Source organism: Neobacillus rhizosphaerae (assembly GCF_050477885.1).
GTDB lineage: Bacteria > Bacillota > Bacilli > Bacillales > Cytobacillaceae > Neobacillus > Neobacillus rhizosphaerae_A.
Map to the genome: position 1 here is coordinate 27524 of NZ_JBCNAC010000091.1, position 21258 is coordinate 48781.

At 40.4% G+C, this 21258-nt stretch carries 24 protein-coding genes, 12 tRNA genes and 1 rRNA gene; 6 read left to right on the forward strand and 31 right to left on the reverse strand.

Annotated features, from left to right (window positions below; genetic code table 11):
* The first annotated feature begins 544 nt into the window (after positions 1-544).
* Positions 545-1063 (forward strand): hypothetical protein, encoded by a 519-nt coding sequence (locus tag ABES03_RS12400; RefSeq protein WP_430117594.1) that lies wholly within the window; start codon positions 545-547, stop codon positions 1061-1063.
* A gap of 52 nt (positions 1064-1115) precedes the next feature.
* The gene (gene ilvA / locus ABES03_RS12405) at positions 1116-2288 is read left to right on the forward strand and encodes a threonine ammonia-lyase (protein ID WP_430117617.1); all 1173 of its coding nucleotides are present in this window, start codon (positions 1116-1118) and stop codon (positions 2286-2288) included.
* Positions 2289-2338: 50 nt separating this feature from the next.
* On the opposite strand, the gene ABES03_RS12410 is transcribed toward ilvA, so the two are convergent.
* The 11 genes from ABES03_RS12410 to ABES03_RS12460 all read right to left on the reverse strand — a co-directional run bounded on the left by ABES03_RS12410 (position 2339) and on the right by ABES03_RS12460 (position 11163).
* Positions 2339-2680: a zinc ribbon domain-containing protein YjdM gene (locus ABES03_RS12410; protein ID WP_430117595.1), complete on the reverse strand. Its 342-nt coding sequence runs from the start codon at positions 2678-2680 to the stop codon at positions 2339-2341.
* Between the two features lie 199 nt (positions 2681-2879).
* Positions 2880-4190, reverse strand: coding sequence for an ammonium transporter (locus ABES03_RS12415; protein WP_430117596.1), 1311 nt, complete (start codon positions 4188-4190; stop codon positions 2880-2882).
* A gap of 4 nt (positions 4191-4194) precedes the next feature.
* The gene (locus ABES03_RS12420) at positions 4195-4554 is read right to left on the reverse strand and encodes a P-II family nitrogen regulator (RefSeq protein ID WP_430117597.1); all 360 of its coding nucleotides are present in this window, start codon (positions 4552-4554) and stop codon (positions 4195-4197) included.
* A 234-nt stretch (positions 4555-4788) separates the two neighbouring features.
* The gene (locus ABES03_RS12425; protein ID WP_430117598.1) at positions 4789-6162 is read right to left on the reverse strand and encodes a sensor histidine kinase; all 1374 of its coding nucleotides are present in this window, start codon (positions 6160-6162) and stop codon (positions 4789-4791) included.
* A complete protein-coding gene (locus ABES03_RS12430; RefSeq protein ID WP_430117599.1) occupies positions 6159-6857 on the reverse strand; it encodes a response regulator transcription factor in 699 nt (232 codons plus the stop codon). The genes ABES03_RS12425 and ABES03_RS12430 overlap by 4 nt, the downstream gene beginning before the upstream one ends.
* A gap of 173 nt (positions 6858-7030) precedes the next feature.
* On the reverse strand, positions 7031-7630 hold the full coding sequence (locus ABES03_RS12435) for a DUF2680 domain-containing protein (protein ID WP_430117600.1): 600 nt from the start codon (positions 7628-7630) through the stop codon (positions 7031-7033).
* Between the two features lie 206 nt (positions 7631-7836).
* Entirely contained in the window at positions 7837-8283 is a 447-nt protein-coding gene (locus ABES03_RS12440; protein ID WP_430117601.1) for an SRPBCC family protein, read from the reverse strand.
* A 31-nt stretch (positions 8284-8314) separates the two neighbouring features.
* On the reverse strand, positions 8315-9139 hold the full coding sequence (locus tag ABES03_RS12445) for an MBL fold metallo-hydrolase (protein WP_430117602.1): 825 nt from the start codon (positions 9137-9139) through the stop codon (positions 8315-8317).
* 16 nt (positions 9140-9155) lie between these two features.
* Positions 9156-10121: a quinone oxidoreductase family protein gene (locus tag ABES03_RS12450; protein ID WP_430117603.1), complete on the reverse strand. Its 966-nt coding sequence runs from the start codon at positions 10119-10121 to the stop codon at positions 9156-9158.
* Between the two features lie 68 nt (positions 10122-10189).
* A complete protein-coding gene (locus ABES03_RS12455; protein WP_430117604.1) occupies positions 10190-10693 on the reverse strand; it encodes a hypothetical protein in 504 nt (167 codons plus the stop codon).
* Positions 10690-11163, reverse strand: coding sequence for a hypothetical protein (locus tag ABES03_RS12460; RefSeq protein WP_430117605.1), 474 nt, complete (start codon positions 11161-11163; stop codon positions 10690-10692). The genes ABES03_RS12455 and ABES03_RS12460 overlap by 4 nt, the downstream gene beginning before the upstream one ends.
* A gap of 255 nt (positions 11164-11418) precedes the next feature.
* Here ABES03_RS12460 and ABES03_RS12465 point away from each other — a divergent pair, with 255 nt between their 5' ends.
* A complete protein-coding gene (locus ABES03_RS12465) occupies positions 11419-12408 on the forward strand; it encodes an aldo/keto reductase (protein WP_430117606.1) in 990 nt (329 codons plus the stop codon).
* A 1-nt stretch (position 12409) separates the two neighbouring features.
* Complete coding sequence (locus ABES03_RS12470) at positions 12410-12991, forward strand: TetR family transcriptional regulator (RefSeq protein ID WP_430117607.1); 582 nt, start codon at positions 12410-12412, stop codon at positions 12989-12991.
* 52 nt (positions 12992-13043) lie between these two features.
* On the opposite strand, the gene ABES03_RS12475 is transcribed toward ABES03_RS12470, so the two are convergent.
* From ABES03_RS12475 to ABES03_RS12500, 6 genes are all read right to left on the reverse strand, one after another.
* The gene (locus ABES03_RS12475; protein ID WP_430117608.1) at positions 13044-13877 is read right to left on the reverse strand and encodes an SDR family oxidoreductase; all 834 of its coding nucleotides are present in this window, start codon (positions 13875-13877) and stop codon (positions 13044-13046) included.
* Positions 13878-13904: 27 nt separating this feature from the next.
* On the reverse strand, positions 13905-14933 hold the full coding sequence (locus ABES03_RS12480) for an aldo/keto reductase (protein ID WP_430117609.1): 1029 nt from the start codon (positions 14931-14933) through the stop codon (positions 13905-13907).
* A 25-nt stretch (positions 14934-14958) separates the two neighbouring features.
* The gene (locus tag ABES03_RS12485) at positions 14959-15483 is read right to left on the reverse strand and encodes an NAD(P)H-dependent oxidoreductase (RefSeq protein ID WP_430117610.1); all 525 of its coding nucleotides are present in this window, start codon (positions 15481-15483) and stop codon (positions 14959-14961) included.
* A gap of 89 nt (positions 15484-15572) precedes the next feature.
* Positions 15573-16109, reverse strand: a complete 537-nt coding sequence (locus tag ABES03_RS12490) for an NAD(P)H-dependent oxidoreductase (RefSeq protein ID WP_430117618.1) — start codon at positions 16107-16109, stop codon at positions 15573-15575.
* A 114-nt stretch (positions 16110-16223) separates the two neighbouring features.
* Positions 16224-16871, reverse strand: coding sequence for an SDR family NAD(P)-dependent oxidoreductase (locus ABES03_RS12495; protein WP_430117611.1), 648 nt, complete (start codon positions 16869-16871; stop codon positions 16224-16226).
* 69 nt (positions 16872-16940) lie between these two features.
* Positions 16941-17375, reverse strand: a complete 435-nt coding sequence (locus ABES03_RS12500; protein WP_430117612.1) for a MarR family winged helix-turn-helix transcriptional regulator — start codon at positions 17373-17375, stop codon at positions 16941-16943.
* Between the two features lie 162 nt (positions 17376-17537).
* On the opposite strand from ABES03_RS12500, the gene ABES03_RS12505 reads away from it, so the two are divergent.
* Positions 17538-18518 (forward strand): zinc-binding dehydrogenase, encoded by a 981-nt coding sequence (locus tag ABES03_RS12505; protein ID WP_430117613.1) that lies wholly within the window; start codon positions 17538-17540, stop codon positions 18516-18518.
* 260 nt (positions 18519-18778) lie between these two features.
* On the opposite strand, the gene ABES03_RS12510 is transcribed toward ABES03_RS12505, so the two are convergent.
* The gene (locus ABES03_RS12510; protein ID WP_430117614.1) at positions 18779-19591 is read right to left on the reverse strand and encodes a VOC family protein; all 813 of its coding nucleotides are present in this window, start codon (positions 19589-19591) and stop codon (positions 18779-18781) included.
* Positions 19592-19718: 127 nt separating this feature from the next.
* Between ABES03_RS12510 and ABES03_RS12515 the strand changes: the two genes are divergently transcribed.
* Complete coding sequence (locus ABES03_RS12515) at positions 19719-19907, forward strand: hypothetical protein (RefSeq protein WP_308081275.1); 189 nt, start codon at positions 19719-19721, stop codon at positions 19905-19907.
* Positions 19908-19973: 66 nt separating this feature from the next.
* On the opposite strand, the gene ABES03_RS12520 is transcribed toward ABES03_RS12515, so the two are convergent.
* The 13 genes from ABES03_RS12520 to rrf form a co-directional block, all read right to left on the reverse strand.
* Positions 19974-20047, reverse strand: a tRNA-Ile gene (locus ABES03_RS12520).
* Between the two features lie 5 nt (positions 20048-20052).
* A tRNA-Gly gene (locus tag ABES03_RS12525) sits at positions 20053-20126 on the reverse strand.
* Between the two features lie 29 nt (positions 20127-20155).
* A tRNA-Asp gene (locus ABES03_RS12530) sits at positions 20156-20232 on the reverse strand.
* Between the two features lie 3 nt (positions 20233-20235).
* A tRNA-Met gene (locus tag ABES03_RS12535) sits at positions 20236-20309 on the reverse strand.
* 32 nt (positions 20310-20341) lie between these two features.
* Positions 20342-20434: transfer RNA gene (locus ABES03_RS12540), tRNA-Ser, on the reverse strand.
* A 9-nt stretch (positions 20435-20443) separates the two neighbouring features.
* A tRNA-Met gene (locus ABES03_RS12545) sits at positions 20444-20520 on the reverse strand.
* Positions 20521-20538: 18 nt separating this feature from the next.
* Positions 20539-20614 (reverse strand) — tRNA-Ala (locus ABES03_RS12550).
* A gap of 22 nt (positions 20615-20636) precedes the next feature.
* A tRNA-Pro gene (locus ABES03_RS12555) sits at positions 20637-20713 on the reverse strand.
* A gap of 8 nt (positions 20714-20721) precedes the next feature.
* A tRNA-Arg gene (locus ABES03_RS12560) sits at positions 20722-20798 on the reverse strand.
* A gap of 19 nt (positions 20799-20817) precedes the next feature.
* Positions 20818-20893, reverse strand: a tRNA-Thr gene (locus tag ABES03_RS12565).
* 21 nt (positions 20894-20914) lie between these two features.
* A tRNA-Val gene (locus tag ABES03_RS12570) sits at positions 20915-20990 on the reverse strand.
* Positions 20991-20995: 5 nt separating this feature from the next.
* Positions 20996-21070: transfer RNA gene (locus tag ABES03_RS12575), tRNA-Glu, on the reverse strand.
* Between the two features lie 42 nt (positions 21071-21112).
* A 5S ribosomal RNA gene (rrf, locus tag ABES03_RS12580) occupies positions 21113-21229 on the reverse strand.
* Positions 21230-21258 lie beyond the last annotated feature (29 nt).

The window sequence follows — 21258 nt, forward strand, 5'->3', positions numbered from 1 at the left end:
ATTCTTTTGAATAGGACTCCGTCTTAAAGATAAAGCTAAAACTAATATATATCCGTTAAAACGAGGTCTTTATGATAACCGTTTCACTATTCTTTTCTGTCACCTTAATCGTGATTATTTCATTTTTTTCTATCAAAAAAGCAAATCACGCACTCACGCTTATTTTTCTATTGATGGTGATTGAGTTCTTCTTCACCAGTTTTATCTCTGTTATTGTCGACAATGCTAAGTTATGGACTGTCACTAAGAGTACAAGATACTTTATTATGTTCCGTGTCACAGAAGTAGTTGTTTTTCCCTTATTACTTCTTTTTTACATAGAAACTGTTAAAAGAATGACCACCCCCTTAAAGAAGCTGATTATAAGTATGCTTTGGGTTGGTATTCTAGTGGGAGTGGAGACGATTTTAATACATATTCATATCTTCACTTATGAAAAATGGAAGATATGGGGTTCCATCATAGTATGGTCCACATTTCTGCTGTTCCTCTATATACTGCGAGGTATATTTACCAAAATCCTTTATAAAGAAGGGATTAGGAAATGACGATTCTGCCTTTGCCACAAAAGTTCGATCAAAATGAATGGTTTATTCTCTTTACTATCATTGTTTTAGTGTGCTTATTGAATAAATTACCAAGAAGGTTTCCAACCTCCATTACTATTCTTTTACTGATGTTCACGATCTCTGTAGCAAGGGGTGTTGATCATGTGATTGCCGGCCCACATGTTGATTTATACGACATCATGGACTCGGGAGACTTTGAACTTTTTGATCTATTATGTTATGTACCATACGCCCCTTTCGGATATGTCTTTATTTATCTCTATGACAAATTTCAACTAAAAGGGATAAGCCTTATTTTATATATAGTCATATTTTCAGTTGGAAGTATTGGCTTCGAATGGATGACAGGTTCAAACTATATTAGCTATTTAAAATATAGCAGCTGGAAGCCTATATACTCCTTGCCTATCTACTTAGTTATCCAGCCCTGCACGATATTATTTTTCCACTTAATAACATCAATCCATGAAAAATCACTAACCGCAGTAGAGTGAACAGGAGGTTATATTTGTGAATCTAGATGATATCATCATTGCTCGTGAAAAAATGAAAGGAATTGTTCATACCACACCACTTGATTATTCCAAAACATTTAGCAGACTCTCGCATAATGAGGTCTATTTAAAGCTAGAAAATCTTCAAAAAACAGGCTCCTTTAAAGTCAGAGGCTCTTACAATAAGCTGACCTCCCTTTCAAAAAATGAATTAAAAAAAGGGGTCGTCGCAGCGTCCGCTGGGAACCATGCACAGGGAGTTGCCTATTCTAGTCAAATGCTCGGTGTTCCTTGTAAAATTGTCATGCCTAAAGGGGCTCCACTTAGTAAGATAGAAGCCACAAAGCAATATGGGGCTGAGGTTATCTTAGAAGGTGCAGTTTTTGATGACGCCCTCGCCTATGCATTACAACTGAAAGATCAACTTAATAGCACATTTATTCATGCCTTTGATGATGAAGCGATCATTACCGGACAAGGTACCGTCGGATTAGATATCCTCGACCAACTGCCCGAGGTGGAAGCAATTATCTGCCCTATTGGCGGAGGTGGACTCATCGCTGGAGTAGCGATGGCCGTAAAGGAGAAGAATCCTCATGTTTCTGTATATGGTGTTCAAACGGTAGCCTGTCCGAGTATGAAAGAGTCACTGTTAGAAGGTAAGCCCGTGATGGTTCAATCATCACCCACGATGGCAGACGGCATTGCTGTTAAAAGACCAGGAGAGATAACCTTTGACATTGTTCAAAAGTACGTAGACGATATTTTTTGTGTCGATGAAATGGAGATTTCCCGAACGATGCTGATGCTTTTAGAGAGAAACAAGTTGCTGGTGGAGGGTTCCGGAGCTACTTCCCTCTCCTCCCTGCTTTTTGAAAAAGTAAAACTGAAAGAGAAAAAAGTGGTCGCCATTTTGAGCGGCGGAAATGTGGATATGAGTTTAATTTCTAGAATCATTGAACGCGGCATGGTGGAAGCCGGCCGCTATGCTGATTTTACCATTACCTTAAAAGATAAACCTGGTGAGCTTCAAAGAGTTTTAAGCACAATCACCGATTTGGACGCGAACGTTCAATCCGTTAATCTTCACCGAATGGGAAAAAATATCTATCCTGGCTTTGCCCAAATCGAGATTTCGGTAGAAACAAAAAATCACGAACATATTGAACAGCTGTATCACGCACTTTTAGGAAAAAGCTACAATGTAATGATGGGGCAATACTAATTAAAAAGGAAGAACTACGTCTGTACGTTGTTCTTCCTTTCATTTTGTTGTTAAATCTTTTTTACAAATTCCGATTTTAATTTCATAGCACCAAAACCTTCAATTTTGCAATCGATATCATGATCCCCATCAACCAAACGAATATTTTTAACTCTTGTCCCCATTTTTAATACAGATGAGCTTCCTTTTACTTTCAGGTCCTTAATGACAGACACGGTATCTCCATCATTTAGCACATTTCCATTTGCGTCTTTAAAGATCTTTTGGTCATCATTATTCTCTTTGCCTGATTCTACGCTCCACTCATGCGCACATTCGGGGCAAACAAAGAGGCTTCCATCCTCATATGTGTATTCTGAATTACACTTTGGGCAATTTGGTAAATTAGACAAAAGTTTATTTCCTCCATTCACCCTAGTCCATTGCAAACATAAAACTTACTAGGGAGTTTTTCATATGCTTATATATTGTCACAGTCTTCTTCTATAGACAAGGAACCCTCGGAATTTCTATTATTAGTCGCTTCCTAAAAAAAGAAATCCCTAAACATGAAGGGATTACTTAACCAAAAATTTTTTAAAATGCGTCAAATTACATGACTTGCTTTTCTTTCCTAATAGCAGGAGGAGCAACGGTGATTCCCGTTGTTTCCTCAAAATTAAATAGACTTGAAGGCAGGTCGGTAAAACGCTCTAATTCATTGTAAGCAGGAATACCATGGTAAGACATATCTAGCCCCTCGTCTTCTTCCTGTATAGTTGCTCGGAAACCGACTGTCATTTGGCATACCCTTGCTATAATAGTACCCCCAATGAGACCCCAGACAATTACAACTGCTGCACCTAAAAGCTGTACCTTTAAGAGTGAGAGATCACCAGTTGTTAACAATCCTTGTGACTTATCAAGTAAGCCAACAGCAATCGTTCCAAACACACCACCAAAACCATGTACTGCCACAGCACCTACTGGATCATCCACTTTTAAGAAATCAACAAACAGAGTAGCATAAATTACTATCAACCCACTAATAGCTCCAATTAAAATAGCACTCCACTCAGAAACATAGGCACAGCCAGCTGTTATAGAAACCAAGCCAGCTAATACACCATTGATCGTCATACTTGGATCTGCTTTTCCAAATTTTTTCATCGTTAAAAACAAAGCAACAGAACCACCGCTCGCTGCAGCTAACATCGTATTGATGGCAATGGGCGCTAGCGCAGAGCTTGACGCATCTAAAGTACTTCCCGCATTAAATGCAAACCACCCGAACCATAAAATAAAGGCACCCGCTGATGCTAGTGGAATATTACTCGGTGCAAACACATTCACACTACCATCTGAATTGAATCTACCCCTTCTTGGCCCTAACAGTTTGGCCATTGCAAAAGCTGCAAAGCCACCAACGGCATGAATGGCTGCTGACCCAGCAAAATCCTTCATCCCTAATTTTGCTAACCAACCATCGCTATTCCATATCCAATGACCAGAAAGCGGATAGATAATCATACTGATTAATGTCGCCGTAACCACGTAGGCTTTAAAGTTCATTCGTTCAGCAACTGCCCCAGAAATAATGGAGATACAAGCTACGGCAAATCCCATTTGAAAAAGAACAAATGCAACGCTTGGCAATTGCATTGAAAGTTCAATTTTATCCGGGCTTCCAAAAAGCGTCGTTCCTATAAATCCAAAGGTATCCTTCCCAAACATAATCCCAAATCCAATCAACCAAAATGCTAAAGCACCAATGGTTAAGTCCACGAATATCTTCATTGTCACATTCACTGCATTTTTCGTACGGACAAACCCGGCTTCTAATAAACTAAATCCACCTTCCATAAACAGCACCATCGCTGCAGCAAGGACAACCCAAACTGTATTGATATACATTAACTCCAAAAGATCACCCCTTTTCGCCCGCTAAGTCATCGATATCATAGTCAATTGTCCCAGTTCGAATGTTATAAGCTTCTAGAATAGGATAAACATATATTTTCCCATCCCCATCAACACCTGTCTGAGCAGCAGTAACAATAGTCTTGATCGTAGACTCGACCAAATAATCCGATAGAACAATTTCCAATTTCACTTTTGGATGAAGGGTCACCTGATAATTTTTCCCCCGGTAGACTCCTTGCGTATCTTTTTGTTTCCCTCTTCCAACCACCTGAGAAACGGTAAATCCAGTAATCCCTATTTTCTTTAATCCTTTAATCGTATCCGTGAGCCTCTCCGGTCGAATGATTGCCTCAATCTTTTTCAAAGAAACAGCCCCTTATGTTATATTTCCTAACATGAATATGTTACAATATATAACATAAATAAATTAGCCGTCAATGTATTTTCTTGCCAGTTTAAAAATTCTGATATTTAAGTTGAACGTAATCGTGAGAAGAATCAAATAACCTACTCGAAAGCTACATAAGAATACTACAAAAAAACCGCACCCATTTATGGTCCGGTTCTTTGGCTTTTAGCTAGACTACTTCAGGTCCTCTTACACAGTAAAGAACGAAATCGTAAAAACAGTTCCTTTGTTCCTTTCACTTGCAACAGTGATGCTTCCACCATGCGCTTCAACAAATCCTTTGGCGATGGAAAGCCCTAGACCCGTGCCACCCTCATGACGAGATCTCGATGAATCCCGTTTATAAAAACGGTCAAATATGAACGGAAGAACATCTTCTGGTATTCCATGCCCCGTGTCACGCACTTGAATAAGATGGGCTTGATCTCGTTCTACAACTGATATTTCCACCATTCCCTTCTCCGGGGTGTGGCGAAGGGCATTACCAATGAGATTGACAATAACTTGAGTCATTCGATCAGCATCCATTTGTAGCAGGCATGCTGTTGGAATTCGGTCGTGTTTAAGGGTGATTTCTTTTTCATCTGCAAGCCACTGCAACGTGCTACATATCCGATCAATCAATCGTTTTACATCAACATTTTTCTTATTTAACGGAAGCTTACCCGCTTCAGCAAGGCTTAATTGTTGTAAATCACTCACCAAACGGTTCAGACGATAGACTTCATCCGTAAGTTCTAGTACAACCTCTTCTGACGCTTCGATTGCCCCCTCTTGTATCGATTCCAATTTCCCTTGAAGAATCGTAAGTGGCGTTCGTAACTCATGGGCAACATCAGCAACAAGGGATCTTCGTACCTCTTCATTTCGTTCCAGCTTATGGGACATGTCATTAAACGCTTCTCCAAGCTCACTAAATTCATCTCGCGTCGAAATCGCAACTTGATCTACTTTTTCCCCACTCGCAATCTTTTTAATAGCTACCATTAGATTGGTTAATGGCTTTGATATCTTTCGCGCAATCCATATACTAAACAGGACCGACATAGCTGCCGCAATCAAACCGCTAATGAAAATAGCCGTATTGGATGAACGCAGGAACTCTTTTTCTAAATCCTGAAGTATATGCTGCTGGATGACTAATGTCCCTCTTTTTTCCCCATTTACCATCAATGATAGTGAATTTCCTTTCAATTCACTACCAACCATTCCGATTCTAGTACCTTGCGTATCGGCGATAACTATCCCCTTAGTATTTAAAAGAAGATAGTCCACATTGGACATGGTCATATTCATGGACAAGCCCCGCATCATCATTCCATGACCTTGAACCCCAGAAGATTCACCCTCAAAAAATAACTCCTGGGCATGTTCCCATGAACCGGTTTCCTGATAATAAAGCTCGAGAGATTGTTTCATTCGTTCCATAAACCCGATGTTATGTTGTTCCAAGTAATTTTGGAAAGTGGACTGAATTCTTGATTGCAAAAAGACAGACTGACTTATGCCCATTAATAGCACAATGACACTAAAGGCGACAATTAACTTTGCTTGAAGCTTCATTTTTTCTCACCGAAACGATAGCCTATTCCATAGACTGTGTGAATATACCTTGGGTGCGCCGGGTCTTTCTCCACTTTTTTCCGCAAATTACTGACATGAGTGTCGATTGAACGTTCATAGTTAATGAACGCTTCCCCCATCACACTGTCCATCAACTGTAAACGGCTATACACGCGGCCGGGTTTTTGGGCAAGGGTAACCAGTATTTTATATTCAGTAGGCGTTAGATTTAACGGTTCATCACTCACTCTTACTTCATATGTGCTTAGGTTTATTTCAATCTCACCTCTAATTAGTAATTCGTCACTCTCAACATCTATTTCATCTGGTGTAGTTCGTCTCAAAACAGCTCGCATTCTTGCAGCAAGCTCCCTCATGCTAAAGGGTTTGGTGATATAATCATCTGCTCCCATTTCAAGCCCCAAAAGCTTGTCTATTTCTTCCGATTTCGCGGTTAGCATGATGACTGGAATTTTCCTCTTAATTATCCTGATCTCTCTTAATGCTTGAAACCCATCCATTTTAGGCATCATGACATCCAGTAGCACAAGATCGACCTTATGGGTTTCGATTAAATGAACTGCAGATACTCCATCTCCTGCTTCAACCGTTTCAAATCCTTCGTTATGCAAATAAGATTGAATCATCTCACGTATTTTAACCTCATCATCTACAACCGCTATGACCTGCCCCATGTGTTCGTCCTCCTCGTTCCTCTTCCTGTCTATTATTATATCAAGGGAATCTCTTCTATCTGACAAACAAATTTGACCGGTTGGTTAAGGATTTCCCTTTTTTGTTGCTAAAAAACTCTGAAGCAAGGCTCCAGAGTTTTCCTGAGTTTACTATTCAAGTCAAGGGTCCTCTACTAGATTTCTTGGCTTGTATTAGTGGTATTGTTTTGACCATGACCCATTCCTTGACCCTTGCCCATTCCTTTGCCATGACCGTTCATTGGTCCAAAAGTATCTCGTTGGATCGCTATTTTCATCATACTTTCCATGTTTTTCAACATCTGATCCATTTGCTCTTGAGTCATAGTTCCGTCCTTCACAAGCTTTTCAAGCTCTGCCTTTCTTGACTGCATCATTGAAGTGAGCAGGTCTTTTTCCTTCACACCCTTATCAACTGCGATGTCAGCCACAGATTTTCCATCCTGGCGAGCTGCCTGAAGCTCATCCACTGTCATCCCAAGTGCATCCGCAATAACCGCAGGCATGGTCCCGGCAAAAGATTGACCCATCATTCCGCCGCCACTTCCCATCGCACCTCCAGTCATTGGGCAATTATACGTATCTGTGTCTGCTTTGGGTGCCGCATTCTCATTGGCTGTTTGCATCACCGCTAACCGGTTGCTAGTTGTATTTGTATTCGTATTAGCAAAAGATTTACCAATGGGAGAAAATAAGGCTCCCAATGAGAATACACCTACAAAAGCACCGGCTACTAAAAGATTTGTTTTTTTCATCTCATCCAACTCCTTTTTTGCTTGCATGACTGCTCTACATTTACATCCTACCTAACAACTTTTCAGAACTTCATTTGAAAATGTCAAGATTATGTTAAGATGTATCAGAGCGCGTTGAGGTAAATGTTCTACAAAACTAATCAAACGTTTGATTAGTTTTTTTATGTAAAAAGGGGTACCCTCTTTTAATGGGTACCCCTTTCTTTCTAGTTCTGACTATTTGATTCAAGGATTTCCTTTATTGTTTGTAAGTCTTTCTTGTTAGCCTTTTTCATCATGGGAGCCATAAACGGTGCAAAGATTTTGGAAAAGCCAGTTGGATTTCCCTTGTTCCTTAATGTCATTCGTGTTCGATTACCCTCTAGACCCTCCCAAGTATAGGTGGTCTCCATTGGAAATGGGCCCTGTGCCGTTCTCATTACCAGCTTTTTTTCCGGCTCAAGCTCTATAATTTCATATACATAGGCAAGCTCTCGCCCAAGAAATTGTGCCTTAAAAGCCACTCTTGAACCCAATGCCAACGGTTTTTCTGTTTTCCATTCAGCCGACAGGATATTAACGTACCATTCGGGGGCATTGTCAGGATTCTCTGCATACGTTGAAACCTGATCAACGGGACGGTCGATTATAATATCTGTAAATACATCTACCAAAATATGATACCTCCCTGGATATTTCTCAGGATTACCTCCCTTGAGAGTATTCCTTCCGAATGATCGTAAGGTTGTCCTTATGACATTGCTTCGTAAAATTAGATGGAAAAGGCATTTCCTCTTCTAAGGCTGTCAATGCCGCTACATCTTCTTTCGTCACAGCATAAATCAATCGCTCGAGGTAATCTTGTGATAATTGAATCCGGCGGTGGATCTCTTCTTGACTGGTTGTCGTTTGACCATGACCTGGAACCAAAACTGAAACATGATGCTTCTTAAGAATCTGTTCTGCCTTTTGAAGTGTTTGTTCGTACGCTTTGGCACTGTCGTAGATAAACGGCAGCTCGAAATCAGAGAGATAATCCCCTGCAATCCAAATTCCGAGCGGTTCGATAACTGTAAATAACCCATCATGCGTATGTCCCTGTGCCAGATAGCAGGTGAGCGTTGACTCTCCAATTTCAAGCTTCTGTCCGTCTTCATTAATTACGATATCCACTTCTGGAAAAGCAATCGGGTAAGGACGGTGTATGTAATAGTCATTGTAGAACTGACGTATCATGTCTACCTTTTTCTCCTTATCTGGATGCTCCTGCAGTCCTTTGCTTCCGATGACCTTTGCACCTGGAAACGCAAGATAGCCGATAACATGGTCAAAATCTCCGTGTGTAAATAGAAGGTATAACTCTTTTTCCCCTTGAATCCTTGCTACATGTCTTTGGATTTCTTCTATTTCATGAGGCAGCCAGTTTGGGTCTACCACAAGAACGTAATCCTTCGTATCAACTACTGTACATGTTGTTTGATACAGGGCACTTTGATACACAGTAACGTGTTCATTTTGAAATTGAATCATTGCTTCTCCTCTTTCCCTAAGGGATTAAAACAATTTTGCCGGTGCTCTTTCGGCTCTCTAAATAGCGGTGTGCTTCTTGCCCATCACGAAGTGCAAAGGTTGTTGGCTCTGCTAATCGAACTTTTTCTTCCTGCATCCAACGGAACAGTTCACCTGAACGTGCTACTCGCTCATCACGAGAAGTAAGAACATTCCATAGATCTCCACCGGTCAAAGTTTTGGACGTATCCATTAACATTCTTGGGTCAACCAGCGCTGGGTCTCCCCCTGCCATTCCGTAAAATACTACCGTTCCCCCAATACGTGTCACTTCAAAACTATCTTGAAGCGTCGATCCGACTGATTCATAGACTACATCTACACCTTTACCATTTGTTGCCTCAAGTATTTGCTTCTTCCAATCATCCTTATACAAGAAGACATCAGAAGCTCCTGCTTCCTTTGCTACAGTTGCCTTTTCAGCAGAAGAAGTTAAGCCAATGACCTTTCCACCGAGCAACTTAACCATTTGTACCAACAGCTGGCCTACCCCACCAGCAGCTGCATGAACGAGAACCACATCATTCTTTTTCACCGCATAGCTATCGCGGGTTAAATAATGTGCGGTTAGGCCTTGCAGCATGACGGATGCTGCCTCATTAAATGAGATTGTTTCTGGAACGGGTATGGCTTTTTCAAACGGAACAGCTACATATTCTGCATTCGCAAAAGGCACATCCGCAAAAGCAATTCGGTCCCCAACTTTTAGGCCTTGTACATTTGCCCCGATTTCCTCAATGATCCCTGCTCCTTCATACCCAAGAATATAAGGTGGTTCTCCCACAAGATGGTAATTTCCTTTTCTTCTATATATATCAGCAAAGTTCAGACCAATGGCTTTTATTCTTAACAGTATTTCATCTGGACCGATGACAGGATTAGGGATTTCTACATACTCCAGTACTTCAGGTCCTCCAAATGTATTAAACACAAGTGCTTTCAATTGTATACCCTCATTCTGTGGAATTTTCAATACGCATCTATTAAATAGAATAATGAAAAGAATTGCAACTAATTATCATTTTGAAGCGGAAGCTCCAAAAGTTTCTTTTTTGTATAACGAAAAAGAAGAATTAAGAGTACAGCGGTTGTTGGATAGAATGGAATGGAATAATAGAGCTTCCAACCAGTATAAGTCAAGGCATGATTTTTAACAGTAATCCATTCAAATAATAGTGAAAATCCAGTCCAACCTAGCATATACACAACTGTCTTCTTTCCATAGAGTTGAAATTTATCATAGCCATATAAAAAGATTAATGAGGCACATGGATACATAAAAAGATGAAACAGTGCACCTGATGCCTCATAGGTAGGATTATCACCATAAATATATAGTTTGAAAGGAGTAGCTAAAAGGAAATAGTCAATGGTTGATACAAAGCCAATATTGAATACCCAAATAATAATGATAATAACAGGAGGAAAGTATTTACGAATAGGTAAAAATAAAGCAATAATAGCAGCTGTGGTTAAAATGAAATACCATTCATTCCAATCGAAGGTAAAATTCATAGATGGTTACCCCCTTTATAAAGAATCCTGCGAAAGACCTTCATACAAACAAGTAACACCGATAGAGTTGCCACCCAATAAGCAAATGACCACCAAACCCGCCAGTTCTTATGAATCAGAACACCCAATAGGTCTGATAAGTATTCCAATCCTGTTAAAAAGAAGACGAAGCTACCGAATAACAGAAACTTTTTCCAATATGTTGTTAAAAAAAGAAAGTAGTGAAGAAAGATGACCATGAGTAGAGGAAAAAGAACTGTACGGTTAATAAAATGAGAAAACTCCAGGCTCTGTTTTTCAGGGACAATCAATGTTTTAAAATTCATATAACAAATCGCGGAGAAATTTTGATAGAGATAGGTGCTAATCATCCAATAAACGATGATTTCGAGTATATGGAGCATCTTCTTTTTCTTGATAAAAAGAAATAAAGCAAGCACATTTAAGACGATATAAAAGAATAAAACCATTCAAGATGACCCCTTCGATGTTTGCCTATTTGCTTTACTCTTTACTTATCAATTATCTTGTTCTATTCAATGGGGATTTATTATACATTGTATTTTCTTACACTATGAACGAAAAATAGATAAGATTTCTTTGCTTTGCAAAATATATGTTTCAATCTCTTATATATAAAATGACAAAAAACATAATTTGTCATTTGATTATTGTCACTACTCTTGTTAGAATATAGTCATCTTTTAATTGGAGGATTGTAATTTATGCAATATAAAAAGCTTGGTCATAACGAATCATCCGTATCTACTATCGGTCTTGGATGCATGGGAATGTCTGACCTTTATGGGAAGGCTGACCGTAAAGAAAGTATCGCTACCATTCATGCTGCATTAGAAGCAGGTGTCTCTTTATTTGATACTGGAGATTTCTATGGGGTGGGGCACAACGAGTTGCTTTTAAATGAAGCACTAAAAGGAACAAAGCGCGATAATGCCTTTATTGCAGTTAAGTTTGGTGCTATGCGTTCTCCTGATGGAGGCTGGGTTGGCGTTGATACCCGTCCGCAGGCAGTAAAGAACTTCTTATCCTATACGTTACAACGTTTAGGCGTGGATTATATTGACTTGTATCAACCAGCGCGTGTCGATCCGAATGTGCCAATTGAAGAAACTGTGGGTGCAATTGCCGACATGGTGAAAGCGGGTTATGTGAGAAACATTGGTCTTTCAGAGGCAAATGCAGACACCATCCGTCGTGCACATGCCGTTCATCCGATTAGCTGGCTGCAAATTGAATATTCCTTATTTAGCCGTGGAATCGAAAAAGAAATTTTACCAACCTTACGTGAACTAGGAGTCAGTCTTTCCGCATATGGTGTCCTTTCACGCGGATTATTAAGTGGAAAGTGGTCAAAGGATCGTCAAGGAGCACCTGATTTTCGTTCTTTTGCTCCACGCTTTATGGGTGAAAATTTAGATAAGAATCTAGCACTAGTTGAGGCATTGCGTGAAATTGCTGAGGAAAAACAAACCAATGTGGCACAGCTTGCAATCGCTTGGGTTCTATCACGAGGCGAAGATGTTATCCCATTAATTGGTGCGCGCAAACAGTCTCAGCTTCAAGATGCACTTGATGCGGTGAACTTAAAGTTAAGCCCTGCTGACCTCGAAAGAATTGAAGCGGCCGTTCCACCGGAAGCAGTTGCTGGCACACGTTATGCTGCTGAACAAATGAGCACACTGGGAGTAGAATAAGATGGCTGATCAGGTTTTAACGAAAGAAACAATTTTAGATACGGCGGAGGAAGTCCTTCGCCGTTTTGGCCCTGAAAAAACAAGTGTTGTCGATGTTGCACGGGCTCTAAATGTCAGTCATGGCACCATCTATCGCCATTATGCTAGTAAAGCTGCATTAAGAGAAGCCGTTGCCGAAAGATGGCTTCATAGCATTTCTAAACCATTAGCGTCTGTTTTTCAAAAGGATTGCTCTGCGACAGAGCGTTTACATTTATGGGTAAAAACGCTGATTCATATTAAACATTCCAAGGTAAAGGAAGACCCTGCGTTGTTTGCTATGTACTCGATGCTTGTGGAAGAGTCGGTTGAAGCGGTAGAAACACATATTCGTGAATTGATTGGACAAATCATCCCCATTGTTGAAGCTGGAATTGCTAGTGGAGAGTTTAAATCGACTGATGCTGTAGCAACAGCAAGTGGTGTCTTTATGGCAACCGCACGTTTTCATCATCCAGCCCTTGCAAAAGAATGGACCTCACCTACCATCGAGCAGGAGTTTGAGATCGTTTGGAGCTTGATTCTTTCTGGGATAGTAAAATAAAAAGGAAGTGCCATCGGGGTTTAATTCTCGATGCGCACTTCCTTTTTTACTTTTAGAGAATCCCCGGCTTAATTAAGCTCATACTAATATCCCACAATTTCCGTGCTGATTCCTGATCATTTGCAGCATCAGTGGTTTCTGCTTCTTTACAGTTAACAAAGAATTTACCACTTACAGCAACTACATTGGGTGAAGACGCAAGATAGACAGGTGTCACTGCACCTTTTTCAGCTCTAGCTGAAAGTGTTTTGAATACCGTGCGAAGAAGCCAAGGCATATCATGCATAAGATTGGATCGAATAATTCCAGGGTGCAGACTGTTGACCGTAACAGGCTTTCCTACAAGGCGCTTTGATAGCTCATTTGTAAACAAAATTAATCCTAACTTCGTTGGGCCAACCGCTCTGAAGAATGCATAGTTTTGCTTGGTCATGAGGTCATCAAAGTTCATTTTAATCCCATTATGTTTCGATGCCAAATTAATGATTCGCCCCTCGCCGCTTGCTTCAAGCGAATCCAATAACAAATGGGTGAGGATGAAATGGGACAAATAATTGGTGGCAAAGGTGGTTTCAATACCATCTTCCGTCTCAGAACGTTTTGATAAAAAGACCGCGGCATTGTTGATGAGTACATCTAACTTGGTATACTTTCTCTTAAACTCTTCTGCCGCTTGTTTAACTGAACGTTGAGATGATAAATCGGCAAGCAGCAACTCTACCTGGCTGTTACCTGTTTGGTCAATAATCTCTTGGCGCGCTTGTTGCCCCCGCTCTTTATTTCGGCACAACAGAACAACCGTTGCCCCTTTTTTTGCTAACTCTAGCGCTGTTGCTTTGCCTATCCCTGAGTTGCCGCCTGTTATTAAACAGATTTTCCCCTTCATTGATATCTCCCCTTAAAAATATCTAAATTAATAGTTTTTCTTTTCAATTTTTTCGTAGGTTTTGCCATGAATCGCATTTAGTACAGGCTCAGATGCTAGAAAGTCATGAGGAAAGCCAAGTTCAATTTTACTTGCTTCACTTAGTTGGCTAAGATGTTCATCTGAAAGCTGGAAAGTTAAACTTCCGAGATTGTCCTTCATTTGCTCTTCTCGTTTTGCGCCAATTAGTGGAATCACCGTACCCGATTGCTGTCGTACCCAATTTAGTGCTACTTGGGCAGGTGAAACGTTAAGTCCGTTTGCCACTTCTTCAACAACTGCAGCAATCGCTCGGTTTCTTTCATTTAATCGTGCACTTTGCGGAGATAATCTACCGTTTTCAGCGGAAGGGTTTTTATATTTTCCAGTTAATGCACCACCGGCCATCGGCGCCCACGCAGTCACACCTATATCAAGTGCTCGCGCCATAGGTAATAAATCTCTTTCTGTAGTCCGTTGCAATAAATTGTATTCCACCTGCAAGCCGATAAATGGAGTCCATCCACGTAAGGAGGCTAACATATTGGCTTGAGAAACAATCCAAGCAGGCGTATCTGAGATTCCGACATAAAGGATTTTTCCTGAACGAACTAAGTCATCAAGTGCTCTCATTACTTCTTCTACAGGGGTCATGAAATCCCAAGCATGAAGCCAAAGTAAATCAATGTAATCTGTCTGAAGCTGCTTTAAACTCTTTTCAACGGATTGGACAAGATTTTTCCGATGGTTTCCGCCGCCATTCGGATCGTTAGGGCGAGTGTTGAGTGTATATTTTGTTGCCACTACATATTGCTCTCGTTGTTCGCGAATAAACTCTCCCACATATTTCTCACTAGTCCCATTGGTATAATTTACTGCCGTATCGATAAAATTCCCGCCTGCTTCTACGAACGCTTGAAAGATTTTTTGGCTTTCTTCCTTTGATGCACCAAAACCCCAATCTTCCCCAAATGTCATTGTACCTAGTGCTAATTCAGATACTCTTAATCCGCTTTTTCCTAGTAATTTATACTTCATTAAACAGCCCTCTTTTCTTAAAAAATTAATATGATGCTTTTAACTGTTCTACTAATTTTTCCGCGCTTTCCCTAACTTGCTCTTTTGTTAGGAAACGAACTCCCTGTGCTGTATATGTTGGCAAAAAGCGCATTCCTGTCAGGTTTGCGGTGGCTTGGAATGGCTTCGTTAACTCACTCATGCTGTAGTGATTATAGCCGCCTGCTTGATAGGCTGCTTCCGGTCCACCAGTTGAAATCGCCAGCATAAATTCTTTTCCTCGTAAATTAGTTCCTTCTGAACCGTATGCCCATCCGTAAGTGAGAACAACATCCTGCCACTCCTTTAAAAGAGAAGGACTGCTGTACCAGTAGAATGGGAATTGAAAGACAATTCTGTCATGTCCAAGTAATAGTTTTTGTTCATGAGCGACGTCAATTTTTCCATCAGGATAGGCTACGTATAATTCATGCACCGTAATATCTTTTTCTTGATGTAATCGTTCAGCCCACATTTTATTTATGACTGAGTTTTTTAAGTTTGGATGTACAACAATTACTAATGTCTTCATGATGAATTCTCCTTTAAATTTGTATATACAAATGATTGATAAAAAAATATATGTAGAGGTATTTTCTTTCAAGACACCTCTATTAATGTTTAAGCATTAATCATTGACGGTTGAAGAACAAATTCAACGTAATCTTTAGTGCTTTGTGCCAGCTGTTCATCTGTAACATAGGCAACACCATTCAACACGAATAATGGCATAAATCGTGTCCCAATTAAATTGCTTGTTTGTTGTAAAGGTGTGGTTAATGTCTCCATGGTAAAATGGTTGTACCCTGTCGGCTGATAAGAATCTGCTGGACCAAAAGTTGAAATCGCAAGTCCTAGTTCTTTACCGTGGAGCTTGTCGCCGCCTTCCCCATATGCCCAGCCATAGGAAAGAACCTCATCCTGCCATTGCTTTAACAAAGGTGGTGTACTATACCAATAGAATGGGAATTGAAGAATAATACGGTCATGCGCCGCTAATAGCTTTTGCTCGTGTTCAACATTAATTTTTCCATCTGGATAGGCTTGATAAAGAGTATGAATGGTTAATTCTTCATGCTTTTTCAACTCTTCCATCCACGCTCGGTTAATTCTGGATTGCTCTAAATTAGGGTGAGTAATTATTACAAGTGTTTTCATCATTTTGTCTCCTTTATCATTCGAATAGTTTAGGTTTGTCTTGCCAACAATGTTTTACTCTAAAATTAGTAGTTAGAATCATATTTGTATATACAAATGATTAGCTAAAAAATATTACTTTTCTTCAAAAATAACTTCTACTTCTTTTTTTGTTTCATACATGTTATAAAAAGTTTCAGCAATATTCTCAGCAGAATAGTACGTTCCTTCTTTAACAAATCCTTTGATTGTTAGAGTTCCAACATAAATCCCTTTCGCACTTAACTCTTGATGTAGGCTATATGCTAAGCTGCGAATGCCTGCTTTTCCAATCGCTAAGGAAGCATAATCGACATATGGATACAAAGCTAGCCCGCCACCAGTTAAGAGAATTGTTCCATTTTCCATATAAGCAGTTACCTCTTTTACACTTGTAAGAGCACCAGCTACACTAATTTTGAAATCTTTGATTAGATCATCCATGCTTAATGTTGTTGGTTTGCCTGGTCTGCCTGCTGCCGCGTTGTATAAAAGAACATCGATTTTTCCATACTCTTTAATTACTGACTCAATTGCTGCTTTTAAGGACTCTTCTGATGAGACATCTCCTGGAAATCCTTTTGCAACAATTCCTTCACTCTGCAGCTCTTCTTCATATTTCTGTAACGCATCTATACGTCGTGATACAAGGGCAATTTTAAAGCCTTTCTTGCCAAATTTCTTTGCTGTACTCAAGCTAATCCCTGGCCCTGCACCGAGAATCAGCAATACATTTTCTTTCATAAAATAGCCTCCATATTTAAGTTTCTAAAACCACTTATATTTGTATATGCAAATGATAGGGTAAAAAAATTACAGTTCTTTTTCTAGCTTATTGCTTGCTTCATGAAGCATCTTGCTTAAATCCATACTGAATTCGCGTCCTAAAATGTCAGAATAACCCACGAACAATTCTTTTAATGAAACACGGAATTGATGGTATACCTTTTCTCCCTCATCAGTCAAAGAGATATGCGTTTGTTTTCCATCCATTTTTCGTGTTACCAGCTTAAGTTTTTCTAATTTATCTATAAACCGTGTACTGGTAGAAGGAGCAATGGAGAGCTTATGACATAATTCTTTTTGAGTGATTTCGGGATGGAATTTTACAATCATGATCATGTATAAATAAGAAGGTGCAAGTTCCCCGAAATCAAACGTCTTCTCAGCCAATTTTGAAATGTTGCGAGCAAAACGGCTTGCAGTAAAATATAAACAATGAATTAATACCTGTTCTTCTTCATTCATTATTGCTCAGTCCCTTTTTTCATTTGCATATACAAATTAACATGGTTTATCATTTTAGTCAACTAAGAAAAGTTCAGTTTTCTTGTGATTGTTTTCAACAGTATATATTATTAACTGTGTTGGAAAAAGTAGATTAACACTTTTTAACAAAGGATGATAAAAATGAAAGCATTGCTTTTACATGATAAAGGGCTTTGGAAAGAGATGAAGGTAGAAGAAATAGATATTCCAAAACCGATTCCAGGCGAGTTATTAATTGCGGTTCATGCAGTCGGACTCAATCCGGTTGATTATAAAACGGCAACAGGCGGTAATCCAAATTGGACATATCCTCATATTCTAGGATTAGACGTTGCTGGGGTAGTTGCAGAAGTAGGCGAAGGTGTAATTGGTTGGGAAAAAGGCGATCGAGTAGTTTATCATGGCGACCTTACGAAAAAAGGCGGTTTTGCTGAATACGCAGTGACAACTGCTCATACAGTTTCAAGGATACCAGATCAAGTAACATTCGAAGATGCTGCGGCTTTGCCGACAGCAGGATATACTGCTTATCAATCCTTATTCCGTAAGCTGCCAATGGACCACATTGATACCCTTCTCATTCACGGTGGCGCTGGTGGTGTAGGTAGGTTTGCTGTCCAATTAGCGAAGTGGGCCGGTAAAACAGTTATCTCTACGGCTTCTCGCCATAATCACGAGTATGTGCAATCTCTTGGTGCCGATTTTGTTATTGATTATCGAGAAGAAAATGTGAAGGCTAAGGTAATGGAGATTACTAATGGTCGTGGGGTAGATGCAGTTATTGATGCAGTTAGCCGTCAAAGTGCTACCGATTCACTGGACATGCTAGCCTTTTTAGGACACATCGTTCATATTTCTGGTGCCCCGGATTACACACAGGTGAAGCCTTTTACCAAAGCGGTTTCTTTCCATGAGATTGCGCTTGGGCCCGCCCATCAATCCGGTGATCGAAAGGCACAAGAGGATTTAGGTGTGATGGGGAACGAAATGCTCGCTTTAGTAGCAGAGGGGAAAATTACTTCTATGTTGAAAGAAGTTATTACACTTGAACAAGTACCTGAAGCCCTATCTCGTCTTTCTGAACGACATGTGAAGGGTAAGATTGTAGCTAAAGTAAAGTAAAAGCTGAGTGCAGGCGAACAGTTGAATTCTGTTCGCCTTTAAAATATGTAGCGGTGATTTATGATTCGCTGATAAAACCTGTAAATTCGCCGATAAACGCATGAAATTCGCTGATAAGGTATAAATTTACACCAAACAAGGTAGTCTAGCTATCCCCAAAACTACGCAAAACGCCTATTTTTTATTAAAGGGAACCGCAGATCGACTTTGATGATACATTTTCATAGCAAAATATGACTCTTCTGCTGTATCGCATTAGGTTACTGCTCTCTCCAAAATCCACCGAACAACTCAAACATACCAGTCTGATTTGTTCCCTCAAGATTTATTATGAAAGGAGTCTCCCCTTTTTCTTCTAATACCTCTTTCGCTCGCCCCTCTCCAAGCGGTGTACAGAACAATAAACTTGTGCCTGAGAGTTCTAGTTTTCGGCATCTGGCATTCATGACTGCATCAATAAATTCCTCACTTGGCTCAAGGTTTAATAATTCTCCCCACTTAGTTATGGTATTTTCTAAGTTTTGAACCACAAACCCTACACTTTGGAATATTGGATTTCCTATCCGGTGTGCTTCTATTAATCCTTGCTCCTTTAATTCTACAAGCCTCTCTTCATCTGACTTCTCCCACTCGATAAAAAATGGCATAGTAAGTTTGTTAGGTTCATTTTCTAGAAATAAAAGTGACCACCTAATGATTTGCCCATCTGCTCGAACTCGTTCTCCAGGAAATGGGCCATACACCGCATTCCCCTCTGCTTGAAGCCTTTTAGCTAATTGTTGAATCCCTCTTGTTCCAATCGCTATTTTAGCAGGCCCCTCGTGCCCTTGTTTTGAGAGTTGCTCCACAATTTCTGTAATCAATCGATTATTTCTTTGTTTCTCAGCAATTGATAAATCTTCAATTCCTAAAAATTCAATATAGCTTAACCCAAAGTAGGATAAAGAGTTATAGGTTCCCCACCATTGATGATGGCCCCCGTTAACGGCATGAAGGCCTTTTTCTTTTAAAGGAAGTATAACCTCCTCAGGCTTTTTTAAAAATATTACAAGATGATCAAAGGAAAATGACATGTTATAATGGCTCCTTTCTCCATATTTAATTTCTACTGAGTAAATGGGCAAATGGTATATGAATTGCATAAGATACGGTAAAAACAAATATGATTAAAATAAGAATCCTAAAAAAGGGGTCGGTTGAATGAATATTTTCAATAAAATTGCTTTATTTTTTGTCATTTTATACTCTGTTACCATTATCGTAAATACCTATTTAGGAGAAACTGAACGGGTACAGTCCAATGTTATTTACTTCTTAATGAATGGGTTTGCTTACATTGTATCAGCATTAGAAGTGGAAAGAGAAAAGGAACTACTTGAGGCAGCTTAAATTTCGGAATTAACATAAACACAAAAAAAGCGACTGCTTAATAGCAATCGCTTTTTCCTTTTCTAGTGGGCCTAAATGGACTCGAACCATCGACCTCACGCTTATCAGGCGTGCGCTCTAACCAGCTGAGCTATAGGCCCCTAAATGGAGCGGGTGATGGGAATCGAACCCACTACATCAGCTTGGAAGGCTGAGGTTTTACCAGTAAACTACACCCGCATATTTAGATTTAATATATCTAGAAAAAATGGCGGTCCGGACGGGACTCGAACCCGCGACCTCCTGCGTGACAGGCAGGCATTCTAACCAACTGAACTACCGGACCATATTGCGGGGACAGGATTTGAACCTGCGACCTTCGGGTTATGAGCCCGACGAGCTACCGGACTGCTCCACCCCGCGACAATAGAAATTAAGCTATTTTAAAAATAATATGGAGGAGGAAGAGGGATTCGAACCCCCGCGCGGTTTAACCCGCCTGTCGGTTTTCAAGACCGATCCCTTCAGCCGGACTTGGGTATTCCTCCGTACATATATGGTAGCGGCGGAGGGGATCGAACCCCCGACCTTACGGGTATGAACCGTACGCTCTAGCCAGCTGAGCTACACCGCCAAATAGTTAATTGAATTATGGTGGAGCCTAGCGGGATCGAACCGCTGACCTCCTGCGTGCAAAGCAGGCGCTCTCCCAGCTGAGCTAAGGCCCCATAATTTTAAAAAAGTTAGGACTGGTCGGGAAGACAGGATTCGAACCTGCGACCCCTTGGTCCCAAACCAAGTGCTCTACCAAGCTGAGCTACTTCCCGAAATATAATGGCGCGCCCGAAAGGAGTCGAACCCATAACCTTCTGATCCGTAGTCAGACGCTCTATCCAATTGAGCTACGGGCGCGTATAAATGAAAAGTAAAGTGGTGCCGGCGAGAGGACTTGAACCCCCAACCTACTGATTACAAGTCAGTTGCTCTACCAATTGAGCTACCCCGGCATGTATCTTAAGAAAAATATATGGTGGAGGATGACGGGATCGAACCGCCGACCCTCTGCTTGTAAGGCAGATGCTCTCCCAGCTGAGCTAATCCTCCAATAATGGTGACCCCTACGGGATTCGAACCCGTGTTACCGCCGTGAAAGGGCGGTGTCTTAACCGCTTGACCAAGGGGCCACTTTAAATCTTGACGCCTTAATCGCCAAAAAATAAAGTTTAGCCTGGCAACGTCCTACTCTCACAGGGACTTTCGTCCCAACTACCATCGGCGCTGAGAAGCTTAACTTCCGTGTTCGGTATGGGAACGGGTGTGACCTTCTCGCCATTGTTACCAGACTATTTTGTTTGAGAGATCGTTCTCTCAA